The organism is Komarekiella delphini-convector SJRDD-AB1, from assembly GCF_014831675.1.
Lineage (GTDB): Bacteria > Cyanobacteriota > Cyanobacteriia > Cyanobacteriales > Nostocaceae > Komarekiella.
Genome location: NZ_VJXY01000005.1, coordinates 32,956 through 56,806 on the forward strand (window position 1 = coordinate 32,956; position 23,851 = coordinate 56,806).

Sequence of the window (23,851 nt, forward strand, 5' to 3'; positions counted from 1 at the left end):
TCACCTTACTAGTAGGATTGCAAGGACGAAAGCTGCGTGATTTCTAAGTTATCTCAGAAAATTAATTCTGTGTTGCCACGTTTGCAGAGACTTTACGCAGCATCATTAGTCTCAGGTACAAGCGTAATTGTCACTAGTGCGATCGCTACAGTTTTGGTAATTGGAGCACGACAAGCTGGTTTGTTGCAAGCACAAGAACTCTGGGCTTTTGACCAGTTTATCCAATGGCGTCGTGATGAAGGCCCTGATCCTAGGCTGTTGATTGTTGCAATTACAGAGCAAGATCTGCAACTGCAAAAGCAATGGCCATTGCCCGATCGCACATTAGCACAGCTCTTAGGCAAACTAGAGCAGCAACAACCGCGAGCTATCGGATTAGATATTTATCGAGATTTACCCGTAGAACCTGGAAATCAAGAATTATCTAAACTTTTGCGGCAGAGCGATCGCATCATTACTGTATGCAAAGTCAATGATTCTGCTACCAATCCCGGAATTGCACCTCCCTCTGGTGTCCCAGAAAATCGCATTGGATTTGCTGACTTGCTAGTAGATTCAGGTGGTATCCTGCGCCGCAGTTTACTATTTATGAATCCTCCCCCTGTAAACAAGTCAATTGTCAAAAATTCCCATTTCTGCCAGAATTCCGCCGCCGACCTTTTCTCTTTGAGTCTCCGGCTAGCATTAAAATACCTCAAAGTAGAAAAAATTCAACCACAGCTAAATTCCTCTAATGAGCTAAAGCTAGGTTCAACAGTATTTAAACGATTAAAAGCCAATTCTGGCGGCTACCAAAATGTTAATTTAGCAGGGTATCAAGTCCTGCTTAACTATCGCTCTCCCTGGAACGTTGCCCAACAAGTAACGCTCACAGAAGTATTAACAGACAAGGTGAATCCTAGTTTGATTAAGAACCGTGTAGTTCTCATCGGCACTACAGCAGAAAGTATCAAGGACGGTTTCTATACACCTTACAGTTCTGGACAGCAAAAAGACCAAGAAATGCTGGGGGTGATGATTCATGCACAGGCGGTAAGTCAAATCCTCAGTGCTGTCTTAGATCAGCGCCCTTTATTTTGGTATTGGCCAAACTGGGGTGAGACTCTATGGATAGGGCTATGGTCATTCTCAGGCGGAATAATGGCTTGGCAGATTCGCCACCCTTTACGCTTTGGCTTAGGCAGTGGAGTAGCGTTAGGGGGTTTATTGGCGCTATGTTTCGGTTTCTTTTACCAGGGAGCTTGGATACCACTAGTACCATCTGTGTTTACATTCATCGCTACTGCTGGAAGTGTGGTCATCATAGACCGATTTAATAAGGCAGGATACACAAGGGCTATTTACGTTCGCCTCAAAAATCCTCTCAAAGTCAACATTGAAATTGACCATTCTAAGAAAGAACGCCAAGTAGCTGAAATTACACGCACAGAATACTTTCAAGACTTGCAGAAAAAAGGAAAGGAACTTAGGGATAGAAAAACTAAAGCCACACCAAAAAGTAACTCTAATGCATCTAGCGAGGTGAATGATACTAACAAAATTAGTCAAGAAACCTCTGAAAGTTCAGAAACAGAATATTACCAACAGATGCAAGATAAAGTAAAAAATTTAAAAAATAGAAAAAATAAAACTGATGATTGATTTTTAGTAATTTTATTTGAAACGTCATATTTTTCGTAAATACTGTCATTCGTAATTTAAATATCCGCAAAACGAGGTTGAAGATGAAGAATAATTTTTCTCGAAAATTTGCACTATTTTCTTTAACTATGTTGCTAGAGATAGCTGTAATTAATGCTTTTGCTGGAAGATTAACAGCTCAGCCATCATCGACTTTATTTAATCCAGAAATCATTGAAAGTGGAGAAGTAGTTGGAGAAAAAGTTAATTTCAAGCCTCCGAAAGTTGGAGCACCTGAAAATCGTAAAGGAGGAGCATCGCGTGGCCTTAATTGTAGCCAAAGTCAAAAATCTCTCAAGGCATTACTGCCAGCCAGCAATCTGGGATTAACAGTAGAACAATACCCAACTTTCTTTGTGTACGTTCCACCAATTTCTACACAATTAGCAGAATTTGAGTTACGTGAAGGAAATGATAGCACCGTAGTTTACAAAACAAGATTTAAGCTTCCGGCAACTCCTGGCGTTGTTAACTTTAGCTTGCCTCCTAACAAAACCTTGCAACCTCTAGAAGTTGGCAAAAATTATAAATGGTCGTTTTCCATAATTTGCGATTCTGAAGATCGCTCTAAAGACCTTTTTGTAGAAGGTTGGGTGCAAAGAATCGAACCAAGCTTAACTCTCACTAGTCAAGTAGAAAAGGCAAAACCACGCGATCGCCCAGCCTTGTATGCAGAGTCCGGCATTTGGCACGAAACTCTAATGACATTAGCTGAGCTACGCTACTCTTATCCTCAAGATTCAACTTTAGTAGCTGAATGGACAGAGTTATTAGAGTCAGTTGGACTGAATAATATTGCTCAAGAGCCGTTAGTTCCAAATTCCAAAAACGATCAGGCAAATAAGTAATTTAATTCTTACTTCGCAAAAACACAGCATTGAACAAAGGGTTCTGAGGCGACTTGTTCCAAGCCCATAGATTGTAACAAACTTGACCAGTCCTGACGAGTTTTGGCATCCTGTGGAGAGACACTCAGGCTTTGAGCTAGTTCGGTCAGAGTTTCGTACCAGATACCCTCAGCCTTATACTGAGCCAGGCGATCGCGGGAGGAGACTGACACTAATTGTTTCTCCAAAGCAGGACGTTCCACGCGTCGAACTAAACCATTGACGTAAACAAACCTATTCTGGTTTTTGGCATCGCAATAAACGAGAAAATACCAGTTATAATCCTTTTCAGCTTCTAGTGATACGGTTGATGGCAGGCGCAGACTAACTATACCTGGTGGGGTTCCCTTGCCTGCAACCTTGTTTGTGTAGACAGTATGATCTTGATTATCTTTCAGCACAAACTCAACCGAATAGTTGGTTGTGAGCGTGTACGGTACATAAAACCAGAAGGTGGGAAATTTAGCAAGGGTTAGCCCTGCACCCGTATCGGGTACTAAGGCTGTTAATGGGGGCTTATTTGTAGCTAAACAGGGGCCACGGCTTCCGCCTCCTCTGCGTCTTCGGGGTCTGCCGATATCAGAAAAGTCTAGCGCATTAAAGCGCGATCGCTCTTGACGGGGAAGGGCGTTAGAGCCTGTATTTGCAGTTGAGGTAGAACGAGTAGAACTAGCAGACGCTAAAGTGAATTCGCCCAGCATAGACTGCGCGATCGCCCAGGTTATGATCATTTTACCGAAATGCAACATTTTCTTAGTCATGCTCAAAATCCGCGTGTTTACTATAAGCGTCGATTTTGGTATGTGGTATAAGCCACCACACTGCCCCCTGTGAGGACTAAACCCAATGCAGCTGGAATAAGCGTCATCCATCCACCTTTAAGCAAAAGAATCAAGCAGACACCTGGTAAGACTCCTAAAGCAGCACTACTTACGAGTACCAGATTGAGAGGCGATCGCGCATACAAAACCAAGACACCCCCGACGAAAGCCCATCCCCAGACCCAGAGTGTTATTCCCGACGGTGTTAACCACCACAACAAAGGGCGCTGATCTAAGACAGCACTGAGAATCTGGCTTACCATGTGTGCGTGAATTATTACACCTGGCATTTGCTCAGATTCCTGTCCTGAACTATAAGGTGTCAAAGAATAATCTTTAAAGCTCTGGGCTGTTGTGCCAACTAGAACAATGCGATTTTTAATTAGATTGGAAAGTTCAGCGTCCGATGAATTGTTCAGGATGTCAGTGAGTGTGACTTGCACTGCAACAGAGTTTGAGGAACGGTAATTGAGCAATACTTGATAGCCCAAGTTGTCTAATCCTTGATAGCTGCCGGTTTGAGGTTCAAGTCGCTTAAAAGTAGTACGCCCAATCTGTAAGTCTCCCTCTGGATTGCGTTGGGCATGAATGCCCTTGGCGGTAAGATACGATTGAGCAACTCGAAAGCTAAAGGATGTGTCCGTCACACAAAGCGAGTTTGGGTTAGGAGCCATCGCCAATAGTTGGCGGCGCACAACACCATCTGCATCGATGGGAAAGTCGCTAAAGCTGAGGCGATCGCCTGAAATGCCAGGAGGAGGTCTAGTACCAGAATCTTCGTTAGTTTCCCCAACTTCGCAAATCGGAATAAAATTCTCATTCTGCTGAAAATGAGTTTTCAAGTCTGAATGGTTCTGATTAATGGGAAAATCACGATAGATATCTAAGCCGATGACTCGTGGCTGATGGGACTCTAGTTTTTTCAATAGTTGAGCCAGTGCCCGATCCGAGAGCGATGAACCTCGTCTTTCCTGGGGATTTTGACTTTGAACGTCTTTTTCAGTCACCGTCACAATCAAAAGGCGTGGATCGGGCGGTTCAGTGGGTCGCAGCCTCATTAGTTGATCGAACGCCTGTAACTCCCAATTTTCCAAGACTCCTAGTTGCCGCACCCCCATCACGAAGGCGGTGACTATTATACTTGCCAAAAGTAAGGTTTTGAAACAGCGTTTGCCAGTCCTGGGGCTGCGATCAATCGCTAAGGAACCAGATAATGTTTGCCAGGTTGTTGGTTCTTCGCTAGGATTCTGGCAAATTATCGGCAACCATGTTGCACAAGGACAGTCATCTTCTAGTTTTTCGAGTCTTTCTCGTGCCTCCCGAACCGCAGCATACAAAGACTGACCCCCGGAAAAGGCGTTCAGAAAATGCCTGAAAAATTCATGAGCAACTCTATCGGGTATCAATTCTCGCATGACAATCACTTGCGGAATGTGCAGATCAGCGAGCGATCGCGCTAAACCCAAACCATCACAAGAATTGAAAATGACGAGCTTTAAACCACGACTAATGGCTTTTTTGAGAGCATTTCTTAATTGCTTTAGGGTCAAGCTATCGGTTGGATTAATATAAATCCGTCCTGTATCTTCTTCGGTTTGACTATGCCCAGCAAAAAATAGGATGTCCCAACCTTGTTGATCCCAGAGATGCTCATATAAATCCCAGTAATGTGGTTCTTCGAGAAACATCGGCACAGCACCAGGTACCGCTTCTAACAATTTGCGGTCTGCCAAAACATTGATACCATCACGATTTCCCAGAATAGCTAAGATTCTAACAGTACCGACAGGAGTTTGAGATTGGGGTTTGATTCGCTCATATTCTTGAACACTGAGGGCAATTTCTGCCTGGGGGTAATCCTCAAAGAAGTTCCACAAATGCCAAGGGAGTCGCCGCAGAGAATCATTGTTGGTTTCAATAATTACTCGGACTTCATCCGATGGATGTATTTCTCTGCTTAATTTGCGGTCAATTGGAAGAAACGATTCTGAGTTGAGCCAGGCATTGAGTTGAAGTTTTAACCGTTGTGATAGCTCATTAAACTCCAGCTCAGAAAAGTGAGTAATACCTCCTGGTTCAATGGTGATTGCACGAGTTAACGGTGCGCTACGCTCTCGATAGAATTCACGATAAAGCAATTGCCAGTGGCGATAGAGTTGATCAATTTCTGGGGCCGGAGGTAAACCGCCTGTAAATTTTGTTGGATAGCGATCGCTCACTGCTTGCGAAATTTGAGCAGTGACATTGGGGCAACCACTTTGCAAATCACCTGAACCCAGGTTGATGACAACCAACTTACTCATTCCTGTCAGTCTACAAGCAGTTAGAGAACAAAATCTTCAGTTACATTAACATTATTGAAACCTACTTGCAGACTGAAGCCGTCTCCAGACATTCCCTTAAAAGGTCTGATCTGAATATAGTTATCGTGTCCTCTTGAATAAACCTCCTGTAACGTTTCTCCAGACTCAGACAGCATTACTAGCTTGACATTGGGCGACAAATAAGTGTTACCAGAGCTTGGATAAAGTTGTGCCAAAACACTGATTGTCCCGTCAATATTTGAACTAACAGCAAGTGACAGTACCACAGTTTGATCATTAAGTCGCATCCCAAAATCAATTAACTTGGCTCTCTTAATATCAGTCTTTAATATAGTCATGCTCCTAATTGAAACCAAATTCATATCAATGCCTAAAATGGCTTCAGTGGACTGCCAACCCGTCTCAAAAATGCCCTCAAGCCACCTTCTTAGATTCACCACTTTAGCGGGTGGAGCAGTTAATGGAACCTCCTGGAGCTGATGGAGGTATGCGAGAAATTCTGAGAGCGATCGCAGATTACTAAGTGGCACTTTTGCCATTGCCGTTTGAGTAAATCCTAGCAGTGTTGCTTCTTTTAGCGTTTGGCTCATTTGCACAGCCACATAGCCAATTCGGTCTGACCAAGCATCCGGCGGAATCTCACAAACCTTTGCATCTGGCAAAACTGGACGACATTCTAACCTACCTAGCTGTTTAACCCATAAATCCGCAACATCCATCATTTTCACGATCATTGGATTACGGCTATCATTTTGGTTTGCATCCACTTCAAATCCCAAACAACGCAGGTAAAAATCGACAGCGTACACAGCTAAGGTGTTCAGATAAACTTGCTTTGCTTTCAAAGGTAGTAACTGCTGTTTTTGATAATGTTGCGCGATCGCGTGCGCCTCAAAAGATAGCGGTACTGTAAAAATCGAAGGCTCAAAGATTGAACTCATTCGTTATCTCTCTATATATCTTTTAGGTATTAAATATTTTTGGAAATAGGGGATCAATTCTTTTAATTGACGGTTAAAAAAAGAACATAAAGTCTGCGCTGAAACATCTAGGCTTGTCGCAATTTCTAACCAGGTTTGACCTTCAACGAATCTAGCCCAAACCAATGACTGAAAAGTAATCTCTGGGAGTTCTCTAAGTCTTTGTTTTTGCAGAAGCCTTTCTGGATCTTCTTCGATAAACTGTTGCAGAATTTGAGCGTTAGACAGTGTATCCTCTACTGAGACGAAGTTATCTAAATCATCCAACGATGGCAGGTGAGCAATCTGTTCTGTCTTGTCTGATTTCGGAATTTGTGTGATTCCTTGTTTTCTATAATCATTAACAACATCAATAAATTGAAAGTTGAGACGGAAATTAACCCACGCCAACACAGGATATTCTGGGTTATAACTGTCAATCTTCTCGCATATCTCAAGTAGGGTTTTCTGGAAAGCTTCGTTATAAAGATCTTCGTAAAGACTAGCAGACCATAACTGTTTTTGAGGACGACCTAGCCTACCCGACTTCAAAATTTCCTGGACTAGCCGATTGAGTGCTAAACGTCTGTTGAGACTTTGAGGCGGGTATTGTTGAATTTCTTTGGCGTACTGCTGAAGTCGCTGATCTAGATCCTCATTAGGTGAAGCACCTGCAAAGCGCCCATTCACCATCCAACTCTCCTTGCTTCTCTAAAATGATAGAATACATCTCAACATCAAGACTTCAGTTGCAGATGCTATTTTTAGCCGATTAAGATATTATTTGTTAAAGTAAAAGCAGCACATCTAGCATTGAGAATTTTTTCAACTCTACAATCAAAACACTGCATTTATCATGAATTAAGGGCTAAAAATTTACAAGTTACACTAGATGAGTACCGGATCTCTACAAAGTTAATTAAAGTAACTCCTAATTGAGCGTGAAATACTAAGTCCCATTCTGTAGACGTAATTAAGATATCTCCATAATTGTTGGTTGTAAACTGCATTTGACTTCAAGAGGCTCTATCTGCTATTCAGCCTGGTGATTCAGAAGTTAGGCATTTTGTTACAAAACTTAATAATTGAAGATGATTAGCCAATTTACTCTAGACATTTATTTCGACAGAACTTAGATACTGCTAGGCTTGAGGCATTTGTTGAAGGTTTGATTTGAGGCTGATTTTGAATAAAAGATACAAATCCTGTTATGGCTTGTTGTATAAGGAATACAGCACCGCAAACATCTAAAAAATCAAAAGCGATCGCTCAATAAAATATTGTAATCATCAGCTTTTTTTATTATTCGCAATTAAACAGATTTCTCGATTCTGTGAGAAACTGCTGAGAATGGAGGAGTTAAATTCTACCAATCAAAAAGCCTGGAAACTCATTTGTACAGACTCTAGATAAATTAATTCATTAGCTTCAAAAGGACTAGTCTTCATAACTTTTGTATGGGGAGTAAATACCAATTCGAGGTCAAAACAGCACCGAGAAAAGCACTGTTGTTCACTTACTTAGAAAGATGATTTCAGCGTCTAGTACAACATGCGTAGTGTCTATGTACCCAAACAATTTTTCATTTCAATTTGAATCTCATCCATTAGTTAGAAAACTGCTCATGCTCCTGATAGCAACTAGTGCGGTTATTAGTAGCAGCACTGCGGCTCAGGCTGTAAAGTTCAACTTTAGCTATGCTCCAGGAACTTCATTAGAGCAAATGCTCAGTTTTGAAATAGCAGGCGGTGTTTGGTCAAATTATTTAGCAGATAATGTCACCATCAACATCCATGTAGAGATGACAGATAAATTACCAGGGGGTGTGATTGGTGGAGCACTTCCAGGTATCCGGGCAGATCAACCTTATGAAACCTGGAGAAATCAACTTGCAGGCGATCGCACCTCGGCAGATGATCAATTTGTCTTTGACAATCAGCAAGATGATGCAGATAAATTCACAGCGCTGATTGACGGCTACAAGGTCGATAACAACTATAAACTCAAAATGACCCGTGCTAATGCAAAAGCACTAAAGATGCTTGACGGCAATAATACAGGTCTTGATGGCTACGTCCTGATGAACAAGCTGCCGAGTTCGTCTGTCACCTGGAATTATGATGTTTTGGGCAACGTTCCGAATCGGACTTTGGACTTCTTAAGTGTGGGGATACACGAACTTGGTCATCAGCTTGGCTTTGTAAGTGGAATCGATAAGGCTGGATGGTTAACCCAAAAGACTCAATATGACGCGGCTCATCAGAGTGACTTTTACGCCACCTTGAACGGCAAATTAGATAATACCACCCCACTTGATACATTTCGCTTTTCTTCACAGAGCGTCAAAGAAGCGGGTTCGGGCGACTCCTGGATTGATATGTCTGTGGGTGGCAAACCCTACTTTTCCACCGATGGTGGCAAAACCCCATTAGGCTACTTTTCCACGGGAGAAAATACTAGTTTAGGTGGAGATGGCGATCAAGCTAGTCATTGGAAAGAGCAGAGTACTCCTTTGGGCATCATGAACCCAAAGCTAGGATCAGGACAGTACAGGAGCATTTCAACCCTCGATCAAAGAGTCATGGATGCGATCGGCTGGGATTTGCAAAAACAAAAAATAGATCTCGCAAGCCTCCAGACTCAGGCTAAGACCCGACTGGCGCTGCGCCTAGGAAAAACAGTCGCGTGGCTAGATGCCAACCCAGAAGAGGCAGCATCACTTCTGACCAAAGACCGGACGCTGGACGTACAAACGATGATCGAGCAAAGTAAAGTCTACGAATGGCGTTCGTCTAGCAGTAGCGGCTGGTGGCAAGGTGGCGTATGGCAGCACTTCTTGGAAGAAAAAATCCCCTCGTCAATGACTAACGCTCAGACTGAAGCGATCGCTGTTCCAGAACCATCTTTAACAGGGGGGTTAGTTTTGGGGAGTGGTTTCTTAGGTATCCGCTTTCTGCTCAAGCATCGCGATCAAAAGCAGGCAAATAAATGATCAGCAATCCCCGAAAGTTCAGCCGACTATTCTGGTTGCCTGCATATCTTCTGGTAGCAACACCAACCAGTGTCTCTGCTCAGGTTATACCTGACACGACACTCCCGAATAATTCCGTCGCCCCCTCCAATGGTCAAACCATTGAGATTACGGGTGGAACGCCAAAACAGAGTAATCTTTTCCATAGCTTTGAGCAATTTTCTCTTGCCACTGGCAGCACTGCCTTATTCAAAAATGCTTCAGCCTTTGAAAACATCATCAGTCGAGTTACAGGCAAGTCTATTTCTAATATTGATGGTCGTATCCAGGTAGAAGGCAACGCTAACCTGTTTTTGATCAATCCTAACGGGATTATTTTCGGCCCCAATGCTACCCTCGATATTCGTGGCTCATTTATCGGTAGTACAGCCAACAGCATCAAATTTGCCGATGACAACGAGTTCAGCGCTGTCAATCCGCAAGCTTCACCGTTGTTGACTATCAGCGTTCCCGTTGGCTTGCAGTATGGAGATCCAGGAAATATCACAGTACAGGGTTTAGGAAACAATCTGTTTTTGAATTCACCGACAGATCCTTCGGTAAATCGATCAGATCGACCTCCCGGACTTCAGGTAGATACTGGGCAAACTCTGGCGCTTGTCGGTGGCAATCTCACCTTGGAGGGAGGCAACCTAACAACAGCAGGCGGACGGATTGAGTTAGGAAGTGTGGGTGTTGGAATGGTCACGCTGACCCCAACTAATCCAGGCTGGATGCTCGGCTACGACAACATTGAACGCTTTCAGGATATCCAGCTTTCCCAAGCCGCTTCTCTCGAAGCCAGCGGCAACAGTGGAGGCAGTATCCAGGTGCAAGGGCGCAACGTAAAACTTACCGACGCTTCAGCCATATTAGCAGACACCTTAGGCAGTGGTTCTGGAGGAATGCTGACTGTCAAGGCAACGGATACAGTACAAGTTAGTGGCTTTTCATTCCCGCCTTCAGCTCCTCCATTTATGAGTCGCTTATCTACCGATGTGGCTCCAGAAGCTACGGGAGATGGAGGGAATTTAATCATTGAAACTGGGCGGTTACTAATTACCGATGGTGCTCAAATATCAACTGGGACTTTTAGCGCTGGGAATGCTGGAACATTAAGGGTTACGGCTAAAGAGCTAGAAATCATTGGCGGTTCACCCATAGGTGCGAGTGGCTTGTTTGCTCCAGTAGAGGCTGACGCTACGGGTAATGGAGGCAATTTAACAATCAAAACCGATCGCTTGCAAATCAGCAATGGGGCGCAAATTGCTGTGAGTACGTTCGGTAGTGGGAATGCCGGAGCCTTGAATATTCAGGCGAATCAAGTAGAACTGATTGGTATTTCACCAGAAGGTTCTCCCAGTGGCTTGTTTGCAACTGTCGAGTCAGGAGCCACGGGTAATGGTGGGAATTTGCTGATTGAAAGCGATCGCTTGCAGCTAACTAATGGTGCTCAGCTCGCCGTGAGTACTTTCAGCGACGGAAATGCCGGAACCTTAACGGTTAGAACCCAGAATTTAGAAGCGATCGGCGGCGCGCCAAGGGGTTCTAGTGGCTTATTTGCCGTATCCAGAGCCACAGGTAATGGCGGGAATTTACTGATTGAAACTAATAGCTTACGGCTGGTTGATGGAGGGCAGATAGCAACTGCAACTGGAGGTTCTGGAAATGCAGGAGATCTAATTGTCAAAGCGCTTGAGTCTGTAGAACTGATCGGTACAACTGAACTTGGTCGCAGCGGCTTATTTTCGAGTGCGATTAACGGAACTGGTGAGGGCGGGAACTTAACGGTTTCAACGGGTAAGTTGATTGTTCGAGATGAAGCCACTATCAGCGTTAGTAACTTTTCTAGCCGTAACCCTAACATTCCACCAGGGCAAGGAGCGGCTGGAAACTTGAATGTAGACGCTAACTTGATTTTGCTTGACAATCAGGGAATTCTCACTGCTGAAGCCGCAGCAGGCGATCGCGGAAACATTAATCTCCAGTCTGATACAATCTTCCTACGTCGGGACAGTGCAATCACTACCAATGCCCAAGATACAGCCACAGGTGGTAATATCACCCTCAACACAGATATTCTGGGGGCTTTTGAGAATAGCGACATTACCGCGAATGCTAAACAAAGTTTTGGGGGACGAGTGATTATCAATGCTCAAGGCGTCTTTGGTGCTCAGTTCCGGGGGCAACTCACCCCAGAGAGCGACGTTACTGCTTCCTCGAACTTGGGAGCACAGTTCAATGGCGTCGTACAACTCAACACCCCGGATATTAATCCTAATCAGGCACTCGTGAAATTGCCCAGCGATTTGGTTGATCGCAGTACGCAAGTTGTTGCGGTTTGCCAAAAAACGGGAGGCAATGAATTTGTGATCACAGGACGAGGTGGACTACCAGAAGTACCAGCCCAAATTCTAAGAGATGGGACAGTTTGGGAAGATTTGCGTTTAGCATGGCGTGGGAACCAGGAATTAGAAGCTAAAAACCAGAATTCTCCGACACCTAAAACCCGACACCCAACACGCTCCCAAGTCCCGATCATTGAGGCACGCGGATGGGTAATGGATGCCAATGGTCAAGTGACTCTTGTATCTCACCTTCCTCAGACGCCTAGCCAATCCTGGTATGCATCCAGTCAGTGTGGTTCTGTAAAGTAATGGCAAAATTACGTTGGCGTAAATTTTTACAGCAGTGGGCAATTCGTGTGAATGTTGGGCTGGCATTGCTGACGTTTTTTTTAGTAACCGTGGGTGTTCCGGCTGGGGCTATTGATCGCGTGGCATCTGGTGGAGGAAATCTCTCAGTGGCTTCGATTGTTCAATCTGCGGCTGTCTCAAGCCCCCTAGCACAAGGAGAAATCCTTTATCAAACAGGACAATTCTCTGAGGCGGTGACGACCTGGCAACAGGCTGTACAGAATGCTCAGAAGCGAGATGAACCGCTCAATCAAGCTTTGGGCTATAGTTACCTGTCGCTAGCTTATCAAAAGTTGGGAGATTGGGAACAGGCGAAGCGAGCGATCGCTCAAAGTTTGCAACTCTTAGAACCACAAACTAGCTTAAAGGAAACGGGCACTGGCATTCTCGCCCAAGTCTTAAATACCCAAGGCAGTATTCAACTTGCAATGGGACAACCGGAAGCGGCACTAGAAACCTGGCAGCAAGCAGAGAAAACTTACGCCCAAGCAAAGGACAATGCCGGAATACTCGGTAGCCAAATTAACCAGGCTCAAGCACTGCAAACATTGGGGCTGTATCGCCGCGCTCAAATGCTCCTCGAACAGGTAAATACTCGGCTACAAACCCAGTCCAACTCTGCATTGAAAGTTTTAGGATTAAAGAGCTTGGGCACGGTGCTACAAGTGACAGGAAACTTACACCAGTCTGAAAAAGTTTTAAAACAAAGTCTAGCGATCGCTCAACAGCTAAACCCTCCACTCGACACCAGTGAGATCCTGTTTAATCTAGGTAATACTTCAAGGGCGTTACAAAATACTCAAGCAGCATTGCGCCTTTATCAACAAGCAATATCAACAGCACCAACCGCGATCGCCCAACTCAAAGCGCAACTCAATCAATTAAGCTTGTTAATTGAAATCAAACAGTGGCAAGAAGTTCAAGTTTTGGTTACTCAAATTCAGCCAAAGTTAGCCAATCTGCCGCCAAGTCGCAGTTCTATTTATGCTCAGGTCAATTTCGCTGCCAGTTTGATGAAAATCGCAGCCGGACAAAAAAGCAGTGAAAATACTCATATACTGAGTTCACCAATCTTCACACCTGGAGCGATCGCCCCACTTCTAGCAACAACGGTGCAGCAAGCCAGGACGCTTCAAGATCCCAGAGCGGAATCTTACGCACTGGGCCAACTAGGTGGCTTGTATGAACAGACACAACAATGGGATACTGCTCAACAACTTAGCCAGCAAGCTCTGATGCTAGCTCAAACTACCAATGCTTCAGATATTGCTTATCGCTGGCAGTGGCAGCTAGGGCGCATTATCAAACAAAAAGGTTTCAAAGAAAATCAGAAAACAGATGCAATCTCTGCTTATATCGAAGCCGTGAAAACGCTTCAATCCATTCGCAGAGATTTATTAGCAACTAATCCAGAAATGCAGTTTTCTTTGCAGGAAGCAGTTGAGCCTATTTATCGAGAACTCGTCGAATTACTTGTTCAACCCGATGCCAGTCCTGAAAATCTGCTACAAGCCCGTGAGGTAATTGAAGATCTTCATCTGGCCCAGTTAGAGAATTTCTTTCGCTCAGCCTGTTTAGATGCAGTACAACAAATCGATTTTATTGATGATCAAGCAGCGGTTATTTACCCGATTCTTTTAAACAATCGGCTAGAGGTGATTCTCTCCGTACCAGGACAAGCCCTGCGTCACTACTGGACAAATGTGCCACTGCGTCAAGTTGAAGCTCTTGTAGAAAACCTACACCAAAAATTAGTTCTTCCCTACACTTCCAAAAAAGAGATCCAGCCGCTATCTCAACAGGTTTATAACTGGGTAATCCAACCCGCTGAGACAATCCTGGCTAACAGTGGAGTGAAAACGCTAGTGTTTGTCCTGGATGGCGCATTAAACAATATTCCCATGTCAGCGCTCTACGACGGCAAGCAGTATTTAATAGAAAAGTATAACGTTGCTCTCACCCCAGGCTTGCGGCTGTTTGAGCCTAAATCTCTGGCACAAATACCACTCAAGGCTCTAACCGCTGGACTGACTGAATCGCGCTATAATTTCGAGCCATTAGAATTCGTGAAGCTCGAATTGGCACAAATTGAGTCTCAAATTCCCAGTGAGGTGCTACTAAATCAAAAATTCACTAGCAAAACGTTTGCCAGCAAGCTAAAATCATCGCCGTTCCCAGTGGTACATATTGCTACTCATGGTCAGTTCAGTTCTCAGTCTGAGAACACTTTCATTTTGGCTTGGGATCAGACAATTACTGTCAATCAGTTAGATAGTTTACTTCAAGCAAGAGAGGAAAGTTCGTTTGACACACTTGAATTATTAGTACTCAGTGCTTGCGAAACTGCGGCTGGAGACAAACGTGCTGCTTTGGGGTTAGCTGGCGTAGCTGTGAGAGCTGGAGCACGCAGTACACTTGCATCTTTATGGTTAGTGGATGATGAATCAACCGCTTTACTGATGGGTCAGTTTTATCAAGGGCTGAAGACCGGATTGACTAAGGCAGAAGCCTTACGTCATGCTCAACTCACACTCTTGCAAGGAAGTTATAATCATCCACGTTTCTGGTCTGCTTTCGTCTTACTTGGAAACTGGTTGTAATGGGCTATGTGTTGAATGAAACTCAAATGTTCGGATCAATTCCCGAATTACATCGGTTGCTGGTCTTCCTGTTATTGAGCAGTAATTTTCAAGTTTCTTTGCCTCACTTGATGTGAGATTTATCGTAAGTCGTTTAGCAACCCATTTTTTATTCATAGAAATATGGGGAATACTAACCACCCCAAAAACCTGCCAACTTGTAATATTCGTTAAGGGTAAATGTGGAAGTAGTCGGGGCTAAGATAATATTTACACGACCACCGTTGATAGTGGCAGCAACTTCATCACTTAGTTTTTCCCATTCCATTCCTAGATCATTTAGAGTAATTTTGGTTTTTTGGGTTTGAGGTAGATTTTGTTCTTTGCTGTTAAATTTCATTGAACTTTATTCCTAATTATTTAAGTCTGCTAATGGCAAAGAGCGATCGCATTCCGTTAAGCCACTAACAGAGTCATATTGGATAATTTTCGGAAATTGTTTAATGCCCTCTAGGTTAAAACTCTTAAGAGCTACAATGCATATTCATCTCTATTTGAAATTCAGCCTAGTCAGCCAGAAGTTAGGCATTTTGTTACAAAACTTAATAATTTCAGAAAAAGTGGCATTTAGGACATGGAAGCAGAGTTTTTCATTTAATGCTCAGTTAGCAACAACGGTAAGTCTGAACAATGGAAAACAACACAAAGTTATTAAAGTGGGTAACATAGCTCAAGCCACTTAAGTACGGGCTGTTTAATCATAGTTGTTCAAATGCTTATTGTGAAGTTTTGTAACAGCTTGCGTAGTTTTTAGACCTCCAAGCTGAAAGGCTAAGTAGAGGGTTTAAGTATAGGATTTTGACCGGGGTCGTCTGAATCACAAAATATCTGTGTGATATCCAAGTGAGATTTAAGATGCACCATGACTTGTAAAATACGTAAGCATAGTTCATTTTGGACATAGCCTACTTCTTGTATTGAAATCTCACCAATCACCACAGTCAATTTAGCCCATCGAACTTAATTCCCTCCAGCCAGGATTCACTCAACAACCAAGACATTAGTCAAATAGATTACAAAGAGTGGTTATTATACATGAAGATTAGTAATCTGCAAAGACTAGTTCACCAAAAGCTTGATGTCATAGAAGTTCATGACCGTAAGACAGCTCATTTATTGTGTAAGATGATCCCGGCTAGTTGTCCTTTTGAGCAAGACATAAAACTGTTTAATCGCACCTTATTTCACATTCCTCCTCTGTGCAAGCTGAACCCACTTTACGAGGAAATGGTTACTCTTCGTTTTAAGTCCCTATGCTATTTAGCAGATGAATGCGGTGAGGATATAACACTCTATTACTGACACAAAGGCAAGGCAAACATTTAATCTTTACAACAGAGCCTTGCTGATGAAAATAGTATATAGCTAGTTCAAAGTTCAGGGCAAAGTAGAACTGTCTTAGACCTTTGCTTTGAAAAAATTAGCCCAGCCCTTCTTTTTTGGCTAACGCTACGCTTAGCTTGCTTCTCTGTAGTAGTACAGGACTGGACTTAAAGGAAACTAGCAAATGAACCCACAGATTCCTTTTAAAACAGCACTTCAGTTTTGGGCAATAACCTATTTGGTCAGCGTGATACTTCTACTGTTAGTTTCTCAAGTTTGTTTAGCCGTAATCAAAACTCTTGAGAAATCTGGTTGATCTTCGTAAAAATCAGCATAATTCTCTATACATGGTGCGTTGTAGAAATGTGAATATCTACACATAACATTTGACTGTAGATAGCACATAATATTAATTGGAGTTCTGTTATGTCTTCTAGCTTTTCAAATAGAACAAATCAATTAGCAACAAATCTTAGAAACTATTTGCGCTCTGTTAATCAACAGTTTCTAAAAACATCAGATCGCTCTCTTGAACAAGCCTACCAAGCTGTATTAAGGATTCAAGACATTGAAAATGAGCACTTTAATGGCAACAAAGTCTCCGCAGAATCGGTAAATCACACTACTTCAGTAACCTCCTGTTTGCAATCAGATTTAAATAAAAAATTGAATATTGCTAAACTGAGGGTGCTAGAATTCAAAACGAGTACATTTGTCTTTGGTAATCTCAGCGCTAATCATTTAGCAAAGCTAAAATTAGTAGATGAGGTATTAGATAGATATGAAAATGCAGCAGAAGATAATACTTCGCAAGTTTTAGTTCCGCTTTCGGAAACTGTAAAAAATAATTCGAGCAAAGCTAACATTCAACCATATTCAACAGTAGATACGATTTCTGTTGAAACTGTCAACGATAAAACAGGAGTACTGCCTAGATCAATTGGGAGAACAATTAATAAGATCAAAAATGACTTCAGTCCGAACAAAGAACAAGAAGTTATCAGAAAGTTTCGTAGTTCTAGAGCCAAGACAACAACTGCTGTCAGGTTTGTGTTCACACTAATTTTGGTTCCGCTTTTGATTCAACTGTTGTCAAAAAACTTGTTAATCAGCCCAATAGTTAACCGTGTAAGAGTTGAAAATATTCCGCAACTTTTCCTTCACTCGGAAATGAAAGAGTCAGCTTTGCGAGATTTACAAGGTTTTGAAGAAGAAATCAAATTTGATAATATAATCAATCTCGCTCCTCCAATGTCAGAGGAAGTAATTGAGGAGCGTGTAAAATATAGAGCTGCTGAAATAGCTAAAGAATATTGGCAAAAAAGTAATAGTGCTATTAGCAATGTTTTTGCCGATTTACTAGCGCTAGGTGCTTTTATTTTAGTACTATTAGTAAGTCGCAGAGAAATCACAATTTTGAAGTCGTTTATGGATGAAATTGTATATGGCCTCAGCGACAGCGCCAAAGCTTTTATCATCATTTTGTTTACCGATATATTTGTAGGATTTCACTCACCTCCCGGCTGGGAAGTGCTTCTAGAAGGATTCGCAAATCATCTAGGTATCCCTGCAAATCACAGCTATATCTTTCTGTTTATTGCAACATTTCCAGTAATTTTGGACACCATTGTGAAGTATTGGATATTCCGCTATCTGAGTCGCATTTCTCCTTCGGCTCTCGCAACTCTTAAAACCATGAATGAGTGAGATTCCTTAATCCACAAATTTTCTGGTAGTGCGACTAGCTTAAAGTTTTATCCAGAATAAAACTTGTGATCAATAAAGAACAATCAACAACATACATTCGAGGTTTAGACTATGAGACATTACAGCATTGAAGAAATCCTCAAAAATAATCAGGCTTGGGCTAAACAAAAACAAACTCAAGACCGCACTTACTTTGAAGAATTGGCAGATGGACAACACCCGCCCTATCTCTACATTGGATGTTCAGACAGTCGTTTAGCCCTAACAAGATTTACCGGCACAGAACCCGGAGAGTTATTTGTTCATCGCAATATTGCCAATCAAGTTTGTCTCACAGATATTAACTTTTTATCCATTTTAGACTACGCAATTTCTCATCTGGAGGTGAAATACATTATTGTTTCTGGTCACTACGGTTGTGGTGGAATTAAGGCGGCGTTAGAAGGGAGAACAACCGGAATTATTGATAATTGGGTGAATCCAATTCGAGAAACCTATTTACAAAATCAAGAGGAAATTGATGCCTTGCCAACACAAGGAGAACGTTTGAATCGCTTATCAGAATTGAACGTGATCATGCAAGTTAAAAATCTCTACCAAACTTCTATCATGCGTCAGGCACTTCAACAACAAAAAGCGCCTGAAGTTCATGGCTGGGTGGTGGATTTAAGGACTGGGTTGATCAAAGACTTGCACGTTTCAACAAAACAATGGGGACTGCGCTCATTATCTCTCGCTGCATATTAAGGTAAGAAAATCAGAGGTTAGACAGATAGCGATCGCTGCATATAGCTGGCGATCGCCAATTTTCTTAAAGTTACCAATTGCAGCAACATGAGTGATTTATTCCTTGTGCGATCGCACACACAACAACAACTGAAGTATTATGACATAGCCTAAATTTCTGTCAAATATCAAAGCCTAGACATTTATCAGAGGTTTAGAGATGGAAGAAAGAAATAATAAAAATATTTCTTTTCCCCCAAAAGGAAACAATAATAAATTGAGAGAACCTAGGGAAAAGTATTCAAGTTCGATATCTCAGACAAAACTTTTACTGAAAGAATCTCAGAAAAGATTTTTTTCTACCGAGAAACATGTTTCTAAGAGATCATTCAGTGAAAGATATGGACTCTACTCTGGCGAAAACTTCTCTGGATTTAAAGTAACCTTACACCTTGCAGAGTCAGTTATTCAGGCAGTTTTACCCTGGGTGATATTGTGGGGAGGATATGGCTTTTTAATTTCACTGTTCAATTACTCTGGAGATTTAGCAAAACTTAATAGTGATATTAAAAATATTCCCAATATTATTATTTCTCTCAACATTGTTTTGAGTTTACTATTAATCTTCAGAACAAATACAGCCCACGATCGCCATTGGGAAGCTCGTAAATTGTGGGGAGGAATGGTCAACACTGTTCGTAACCTGGCTCGGCGAATCTGCCTTGTAATTGAAGAAACTGAGCCAGAGGATAGAACAGAAAAAGAAGCGGTATTGTTACTAGTAGTTGCGTTTCCAGTGGCAATGAAGCTGCATCTGCGAAGAGAACAAGTGAGTTCCGAATTATCTCCCTTAATGTCACCATCTAGGTATCAGACGCTAATAAACACAAATCATCCTCCACTCAAAATTGCTTATTGGATTGGAGATTATTTTCAGCATCAGGAGCAGCGTCAATCTATCGATATGTTTGAGTTGATTGCTTTACATCAATTGCTAGATGAAATGGTGAATATCTTGGGTGGCTGTGAACGCATTTTGAAAACACCAGTGCCTCTGGTGTATACCATTACTCTCAAGATGCTATTGATGATGTATTTCCTGATGCTTCCTTGGGGATTAGTCAGTGGTCTACATTGGTTTACTGGGCCGACGTTAGCTTTCTTGAGCTTTATCTTGCTTGGCATTGATGAAATAGGGGCAGAAATTGAAGAACCTTTCGGTCACGATCCTAACGACTTACCTTTAGATGCCATTTGTCTAACAATGCTTCGCAATGTTAACGAGATTGGTTCTTCCTCCCATTAGGTGTCATAGCAATTCTGCTTAGTACAAGAAATCAAAAACGAACCGCCTTTCCTTCTCTACGAGAGGCTGCGCCAACGGAACGCTACGCGAACGCGCAGCGTCTCGCAGAGAAGAACACCAAGAAGCCAAGATAAGAGTTTATGAGAGTTTGGCGGAGCTTGGCAATGAAACGGTATCACTAAGTAGAAGGACTAAATTAAACCTAACTTAAGATTGCCGGGTTTCGACTGCGCTCAACCCTCTTTTAATCACGCTACCGAGCATTGAGCGTATCCCTATGGGGAAGCAAGCTACGCGCAGCTTCGACCACAGGAGAAGTCGAAATGCTTTTTCTAAATAATTGTGTCCACCTACTTATTTTGAATGAAAAGTGTGCAGTTTTCAGAAATTTGTTTCACGAGATATGAGCGCAAAGCGCACGCCACGCAAGCACAACGAAGGAATCAAAAGACTTCTTTCCCAGTTCCCAGTCCCTATTTTCATAGGAGGCTAAACAAACAATAGCCAAAGCAGTTACAAATTCAAGTTTTCAACATTTATTTCACGTCATAGGTTTAAAGTGATGAACACAACACTAAAAAGGTGGGCAATCCCGTTTGGTATTCTCGGTTTATTGACTGTGATTACGGCGCTAATCGATGATCCATTTACTAGCGCCCAAATGCAACGAAAGGAAACAATCGAGATTGATGGTTCTAGCACCGTCTATCCAATCACAAAGGTGATTGCTTCGGAGTTCGACGGTAGTGAAGGCAACAAGGTGCCAATTAAGGTTGGTATTTCCGGTACTACTGGAGGATTTAGAAAGTTCTGCGAAGGGAAAACCGATATTAGTAATGCCTCACGCCCCATCCTCAAAGAGGAAATGGCAGTCTGTAACCGCAACAAGGTTAATTATGTGGAACTCCCTATTGCCTTTGATGCCCTGACTGTAGTGGTCAATCCCAAAAATGATTGGGCAAAGGACATCACAATTGCTGAGTTACAGAAAATCTGGGAACCAGCCGCCGAAGGGAGAATTACCAAATGGAACCAAATTCGTAGTACCTGGCCCGACAAACCCCTCAACCTCTATGGCCCAGATAAGGATTCTGGCACTTTTGACTACTTCACTCAAGCAACTGTGGGTAAATCTAAAGCGTCGCGCAATGACTATACAGACAGTGAAGATGACAACGTGCTGGTCAAGAGAGTAAGTCAAGACCCGAATGCCTTGGCTTACTTTGGCATGGCCTACTACCAAGCCAATACAAGTCAGCTAAAAGCTGTAGCAGTTGACAACGGCAAAGGTTCTGTGCTTCCTTCGCGTCAGACAGTAGAGAAAACTCAATATCAGCCTTTATCTCGCCCACTATTTATCTACGTCAACTTCAAGTCTGCCCAAACCAAACCCAAAGTCAAAAAGTTTGTAGACTTTTACCTGGCAAATGCCCCAACATTTGTTAGTCAGGTTGGTTACATCCCTCTATCAACCGAAGTCTATCATCTAGGCTCTGTTCAATTTCATCAAGGTGAACTGGGGACAGTCTTTAATGGGGAAACTCACTTAAACCTAACCCTTGCTGAAATGTTAAACAAACGAGCAAACTTATTTTAGATAGCGCCACATCTACCAAGGACTACCAATCATTGTAAAAGCTGCCCAATAGTACGGATGGGATAGATTGAAATCTCCAAGTTGTGCTATTTCTGGCGGTAAAGGCGTTCCTGCTCTCAACCCCGCTTGACGTAATTGTCCTTGTTTAATCTGAATTTGCTTATTAAGCATTCCTATTTGGGTTTGCCTCAAGGCTTCTGCTTTTATGGGTGATGTTCTCAAGTGCTTGTAAAATTCTGTCATCAGAGCTAAAGTCCCTGCATCACTAACAGACCAGAGACTACCCATTGCAGACTTGACTCCTGCTTCCAGCGCCAACCCGGAAAAGCCTAGTTCTGCTTGCTGATCCCCCAAAGCAGTTCTACAAGCGCTCAGCACTAACAACTCTACAGGAGGAATATTCAATTGCAACTGTCGCAATTGGTTTAATTGCAGCTTAGTATTCCAAAATTGAATGTAGGAGTTACTAGCTGACCCTGGTTGAAAGACTCCGTGGGTTGCGAGGTGAATAATTTTGTAAGGTTTCTGTTTGCGTTGCGATCGCAAATTTTCTAAAGTAAATTTATCATTCAAAAAGTGGCTTCCCCCTTTATTCTGCACAATTGTCGATAACTCTATAGGTACAGCAGGTAGAGGTTCAAGGTTTTTGAACTGGGAAGCCCCCATAGCTAAAACTGAGAAGTTGCGGATGTCGCTATGGCGAGTGTCAGTCAGACTGAAAGCCGGAATCAAACTAACGCTGTATTTCTCCACAAGAAATTGCTTACCGTCATGCAATGCCGAAAATGGCACAGAGCGCAAGCCAACACCTACACAAAAAACTAAAGTATCTATATTTTCAGCTTTCAGGTCTTTTTCGATTGGAGCGATTAACCACTGATAAAGCTGCTTTGCAGAAGCCAAGTAGTTAGTATTATCAACTTCTCTAGGATTACTAAGCTCAGTTTGAAACTGTTTAGTTATTTTGAGCAAAGCCTCTTTATTAGCTGCTTGTATATTCTTAGTGACCGGATTATTTTTAGGTGTTACTAAGAGAATTTTTAGCTGTTTCTCGGTTGGTATTAAATAGACAACAGCAGAATTTTTACCAGTTTGTGTTTTAATTCTTCGCAATGTGTAGCTAATAGCTTTAGCCGTCATTAATTCGTTAGAAAAACTTGAGCCTATGTAATTTTCATAGGTTTTTTTCCAGATCTTTTCTTGTTCAGCTACAACATCTTTTGGTACTGGGACATTTGGAGCTTGTAAGCTGAGATTGCTAATAGCTTGAGACGAAGTAATAGCCTCAGCCGAAACCGGGGTGGGATTAATTAGTCCTGTAATTAGAAATGTTAAGGTGAGAAAATTAATTTTATTCATGACTGCGATCGCGGTTGGTAATTGTAAATGTTTCAACTCATAATTTGTTTGGCGATCGCTTCTACTACCAGGCTAAAGGGATGATAGGGGTTGCGTAAGCAAAAAATATCACTACTAGCTAGCTCCATTACCTCTTCAGAGAGCGGGAAGATGCCTGCTAACGGTGCGTTGTAAGTTACCTCCACTCGTTCCCGTAAAGCTTTGAAATCCAAATTTTGCAGCGCTTTATTAACCACCAGCAGCAACTCAGGTACTTCTAATTGACGGGCTACATCCACAGTGACAGCAGTACCTTGAAAGTCTTGACGATCTGGACGCAAGATAATGATCAAAGCATCAGAAATGGTAATTGAGAGTAGTGTCTCTTCATTCAGACCAGGGTGGGTATCAATAAATAAATATTCTAAATTTAGTCTGTCGAGCAGCTCTTGGAAGCCATCATGTAGTAGGCCTACGTCATATCCCTCACGCAGAACTCTGGTAATTTCACCAAGATTTAGGGAGGAAGGAATCAGGTAAATAGCGCTGTTTTTCTGGGCTGTCTCCTTCAAAGCCGAAGTGACATCATAGGCAGTATCCTCGATATCACAGCGGCCCCACAAGTAATCATTCAGGGAACGATCCATCGTTTCCTCATCAAAACCGAAAACGACATGAATCCCTGGTGATTGGATATCAGTATCAACAATGCCAACCCGATGTCCATAACGAGCAACCGTAGCAGCCAGATTAGCAGTTATATTTGATTTCCCGGTTCCTCCGCGGAATGAGTGGACAGAGATAATTTTGGACATGAGTAATTGAAGTATGAAGTATG

At 42.5% G+C, this 23,851-nt stretch carries 18 protein-coding genes; 10 read left to right on the forward strand and 8 right to left on the reverse strand.

All coding sequences use genetic code 11. The features are described from left to right. Positions 1–36: 36 nt before the first annotated feature. Both FNW02_RS06510 and FNW02_RS06515 read left to right on the forward strand, forming a co-directional pair. Entirely contained in the window at positions 37–1,641 is a 1,605-nt protein-coding gene (locus FNW02_RS06510; RefSeq protein ID WP_191756749.1) for a CHASE2 domain-containing protein, read from the forward strand. 83 nt (positions 1,642–1,724) lie between these two features. Then, complete coding sequence (locus FNW02_RS06515) at positions 1,725–2,528, forward strand: DUF928 domain-containing protein (RefSeq protein WP_191756750.1); 804 nt, start codon at positions 1,725–1,727, stop codon at positions 2,526–2,528. Between the two features lie 8 nt (positions 2,529–2,536). Here the strand turns inward: FNW02_RS06515 and FNW02_RS06520 are convergent, their stop codons facing one another. Genes FNW02_RS06520 through FNW02_RS06535 form a run of 4 tightly spaced genes read right to left on the reverse strand, consistent with a single transcriptional unit; the run spans position 2,537 to position 7,364 of the window. Beyond that, on the reverse strand, positions 2,537–3,328 hold the full coding sequence (locus tag FNW02_RS06520) for a DUF928 domain-containing protein (RefSeq protein ID WP_191756751.1): 792 nt from the start codon (positions 3,326–3,328) through the stop codon (positions 2,537–2,539). Between the two features lie 20 nt (positions 3,329–3,348). After that, positions 3,349–5,691, reverse strand: coding sequence for a CHASE2 domain-containing protein (locus FNW02_RS06525; RefSeq protein WP_191756752.1), 2,343 nt, complete (start codon positions 5,689–5,691; stop codon positions 3,349–3,351). Between the two features lie 20 nt (positions 5,692–5,711). Continuing rightward, positions 5,712–6,653, reverse strand: coding sequence for a DUF1822 family protein (locus FNW02_RS06530; RefSeq protein WP_191756753.1), 942 nt, complete (start codon positions 6,651–6,653; stop codon positions 5,712–5,714). Positions 6,654–6,656: 3 nt separating this feature from the next. Beyond that, positions 6,657–7,364 (reverse strand): RNA polymerase sigma factor, encoded by a 708-nt coding sequence (locus tag FNW02_RS06535; protein WP_191756754.1) that lies wholly within the window; start codon positions 7,362–7,364, stop codon positions 6,657–6,659. A gap of 931 nt (positions 7,365–8,295) precedes the next feature. Here FNW02_RS06535 and FNW02_RS06540 point away from each other — a divergent pair. From FNW02_RS06540 to FNW02_RS06550, 3 genes are read left to right on the forward strand one after another with little or no spacing between them, the layout of a single operon-like run. Next, positions 8,296–9,663, forward strand: coding sequence for an NF038122 family metalloprotease (locus tag FNW02_RS06540; RefSeq protein WP_191756755.1), 1,368 nt, complete (start codon positions 8,296–8,298; stop codon positions 9,661–9,663). After that, positions 9,660–12,338 (forward strand): beta strand repeat-containing protein, encoded by a 2,679-nt coding sequence (locus FNW02_RS06545; RefSeq protein ID WP_191756756.1) that lies wholly within the window; start codon positions 9,660–9,662, stop codon positions 12,336–12,338. Before FNW02_RS06540 ends, FNW02_RS06545 begins: the two co-directional genes overlap by 4 nt. Next, positions 12,338–14,977, forward strand: a complete 2,640-nt coding sequence (locus FNW02_RS06550; protein ID WP_191756757.1) for a CHAT domain-containing protein — start codon at positions 12,338–12,340, stop codon at positions 14,975–14,977. Before FNW02_RS06545 ends, FNW02_RS06550 begins: the two co-directional genes overlap by 1 nt. Here FNW02_RS06550 and FNW02_RS38445 read toward each other — a convergent pair. Continuing rightward, complete coding sequence (locus tag FNW02_RS38445) at positions 14,957–15,133, reverse strand: ribbon-helix-helix domain-containing protein (protein ID WP_225225477.1); 177 nt, start codon at positions 15,131–15,133, stop codon at positions 14,957–14,959. The genes FNW02_RS06550 and FNW02_RS38445 overlap by 21 nt on opposite strands. A gap of 16 nt (positions 15,134–15,149) precedes the next feature. Then, entirely contained in the window at positions 15,150–15,356 is a 207-nt protein-coding gene (locus FNW02_RS06555; RefSeq protein WP_191756758.1) for a hypothetical protein, read from the reverse strand. A 695-nt stretch (positions 15,357–16,051) separates the two neighbouring features. Here FNW02_RS06555 and FNW02_RS06560 point away from each other — a divergent pair. The 5 genes from FNW02_RS06560 to FNW02_RS06580 all read left to right on the forward strand — a co-directional run bounded on the left by FNW02_RS06560 (position 16,052) and on the right by FNW02_RS06580 (position 21,675). Next, a complete protein-coding gene (locus tag FNW02_RS06560; RefSeq protein WP_191756759.1) occupies positions 16,052–16,318 on the forward strand; it encodes a Mo-dependent nitrogenase C-terminal domain-containing protein in 267 nt (88 codons plus the stop codon). A gap of 663 nt (positions 16,319–16,981) precedes the next feature. Next, a complete protein-coding gene (locus FNW02_RS06565; protein WP_225225478.1) occupies positions 16,982–18,046 on the forward strand; it encodes a CemA family protein in 1,065 nt (354 codons plus the stop codon). Between the two features lie 111 nt (positions 18,047–18,157). After that, complete coding sequence (locus tag FNW02_RS06570) at positions 18,158–18,793, forward strand: carbonic anhydrase (protein WP_191756761.1); 636 nt, start codon at positions 18,158–18,160, stop codon at positions 18,791–18,793. A 256-nt stretch (positions 18,794–19,049) separates the two neighbouring features. Next, positions 19,050–20,078 (forward strand): bestrophin family protein, encoded by a 1,029-nt coding sequence (locus FNW02_RS06575; protein ID WP_225225479.1) that lies wholly within the window; start codon positions 19,050–19,052, stop codon positions 20,076–20,078. Between the two features lie 562 nt (positions 20,079–20,640). Next, positions 20,641–21,675 (forward strand): PstS family phosphate ABC transporter substrate-binding protein, encoded by a 1,035-nt coding sequence (locus FNW02_RS06580; RefSeq protein WP_191756763.1) that lies wholly within the window; start codon positions 20,641–20,643, stop codon positions 21,673–21,675. Between the two features lie 12 nt (positions 21,676–21,687). On the opposite strand, the gene FNW02_RS06585 is transcribed toward FNW02_RS06580, so the two are convergent. Both FNW02_RS06585 and FNW02_RS06590 read right to left on the reverse strand, forming a co-directional pair. Beyond that, complete coding sequence (locus FNW02_RS06585) at positions 21,688–23,070, reverse strand: CHAT domain-containing protein (protein ID WP_191756764.1); 1,383 nt, start codon at positions 23,068–23,070, stop codon at positions 21,688–21,690. Continuing rightward, positions 23,067–23,828 (reverse strand): MinD/ParA family ATP-binding protein, encoded by a 762-nt coding sequence (locus FNW02_RS06590; RefSeq protein ID WP_191756765.1) that lies wholly within the window; start codon positions 23,826–23,828, stop codon positions 23,067–23,069. Before FNW02_RS06590 ends, FNW02_RS06585 begins: the two co-directional genes overlap by 4 nt. Positions 23,829–23,851: the final 23 nt, after the last annotated feature.

Bases quoted from the DNA above. Each gene is read 5' to 3' on its own strand.
- FNW02_RS06515 (WP_191756750.1), top strand. From the start codon at position 1,725: ATGAAGAATAATTTTTCTCGAAAATTTGCACTATTTTCTTTAACTATG.
- FNW02_RS06520 (WP_191756751.1), bottom strand. From the start codon at position 3,328: ATGACTAAGAAAATGTTGCATTTCGGTAAAATGATCATAACCTGGGCG.
- FNW02_RS06525 (WP_191756752.1), bottom strand. From the start codon at position 5,691: ATGAGTAAGTTGGTTGTCATCAACCTGGGTTCAGGTGATTTGCAAAGT.
- FNW02_RS06530 (WP_191756753.1), bottom strand. From the start codon at position 6,653: ATGAGTTCAATCTTTGAGCCTTCGATTTTTACAGTACCGCTATCTTTT.
- FNW02_RS06535 (WP_191756754.1), bottom strand. From the start codon at position 7,364: ATGGTGAATGGGCGCTTTGCAGGTGCTTCACCTAATGAGGATCTAGAT.
- FNW02_RS06540 (WP_191756755.1), top strand. From the start codon at position 8,296: ATGCTCCTGATAGCAACTAGTGCGGTTATTAGTAGCAGCACTGCGGCT.
- FNW02_RS06545 (WP_191756756.1), top strand. From the start codon at position 9,660: ATGATCAGCAATCCCCGAAAGTTCAGCCGACTATTCTGGTTGCCTGCA.
- FNW02_RS06550 (WP_191756757.1), top strand. From the start codon at position 12,338: ATGGCAAAATTACGTTGGCGTAAATTTTTACAGCAGTGGGCAATTCGT.
- FNW02_RS38445 (WP_225225477.1), bottom strand. From the start codon at position 15,133: ATGAATAAAAAATGGGTTGCTAAACGACTTACGATAAATCTCACATCA.
- FNW02_RS06555 (WP_191756758.1), bottom strand. From the start codon at position 15,356: ATGAAATTTAACAGCAAAGAACAAAATCTACCTCAAACCCAAAAAACC.
- FNW02_RS06560 (WP_191756759.1), top strand. From the start codon at position 16,052: ATGAAGATTAGTAATCTGCAAAGACTAGTTCACCAAAAGCTTGATGTC.
- FNW02_RS06570 (WP_191756761.1), top strand. From the start codon at position 18,158: ATGAGACATTACAGCATTGAAGAAATCCTCAAAAATAATCAGGCTTGG.
- FNW02_RS06580 (WP_191756763.1), top strand. From the start codon at position 20,641: ATGAACACAACACTAAAAAGGTGGGCAATCCCGTTTGGTATTCTCGGT.
- FNW02_RS06590 (WP_191756765.1), bottom strand. From the start codon at position 23,828: ATGTCCAAAATTATCTCTGTCCACTCATTCCGCGGAGGAACCGGGAAA.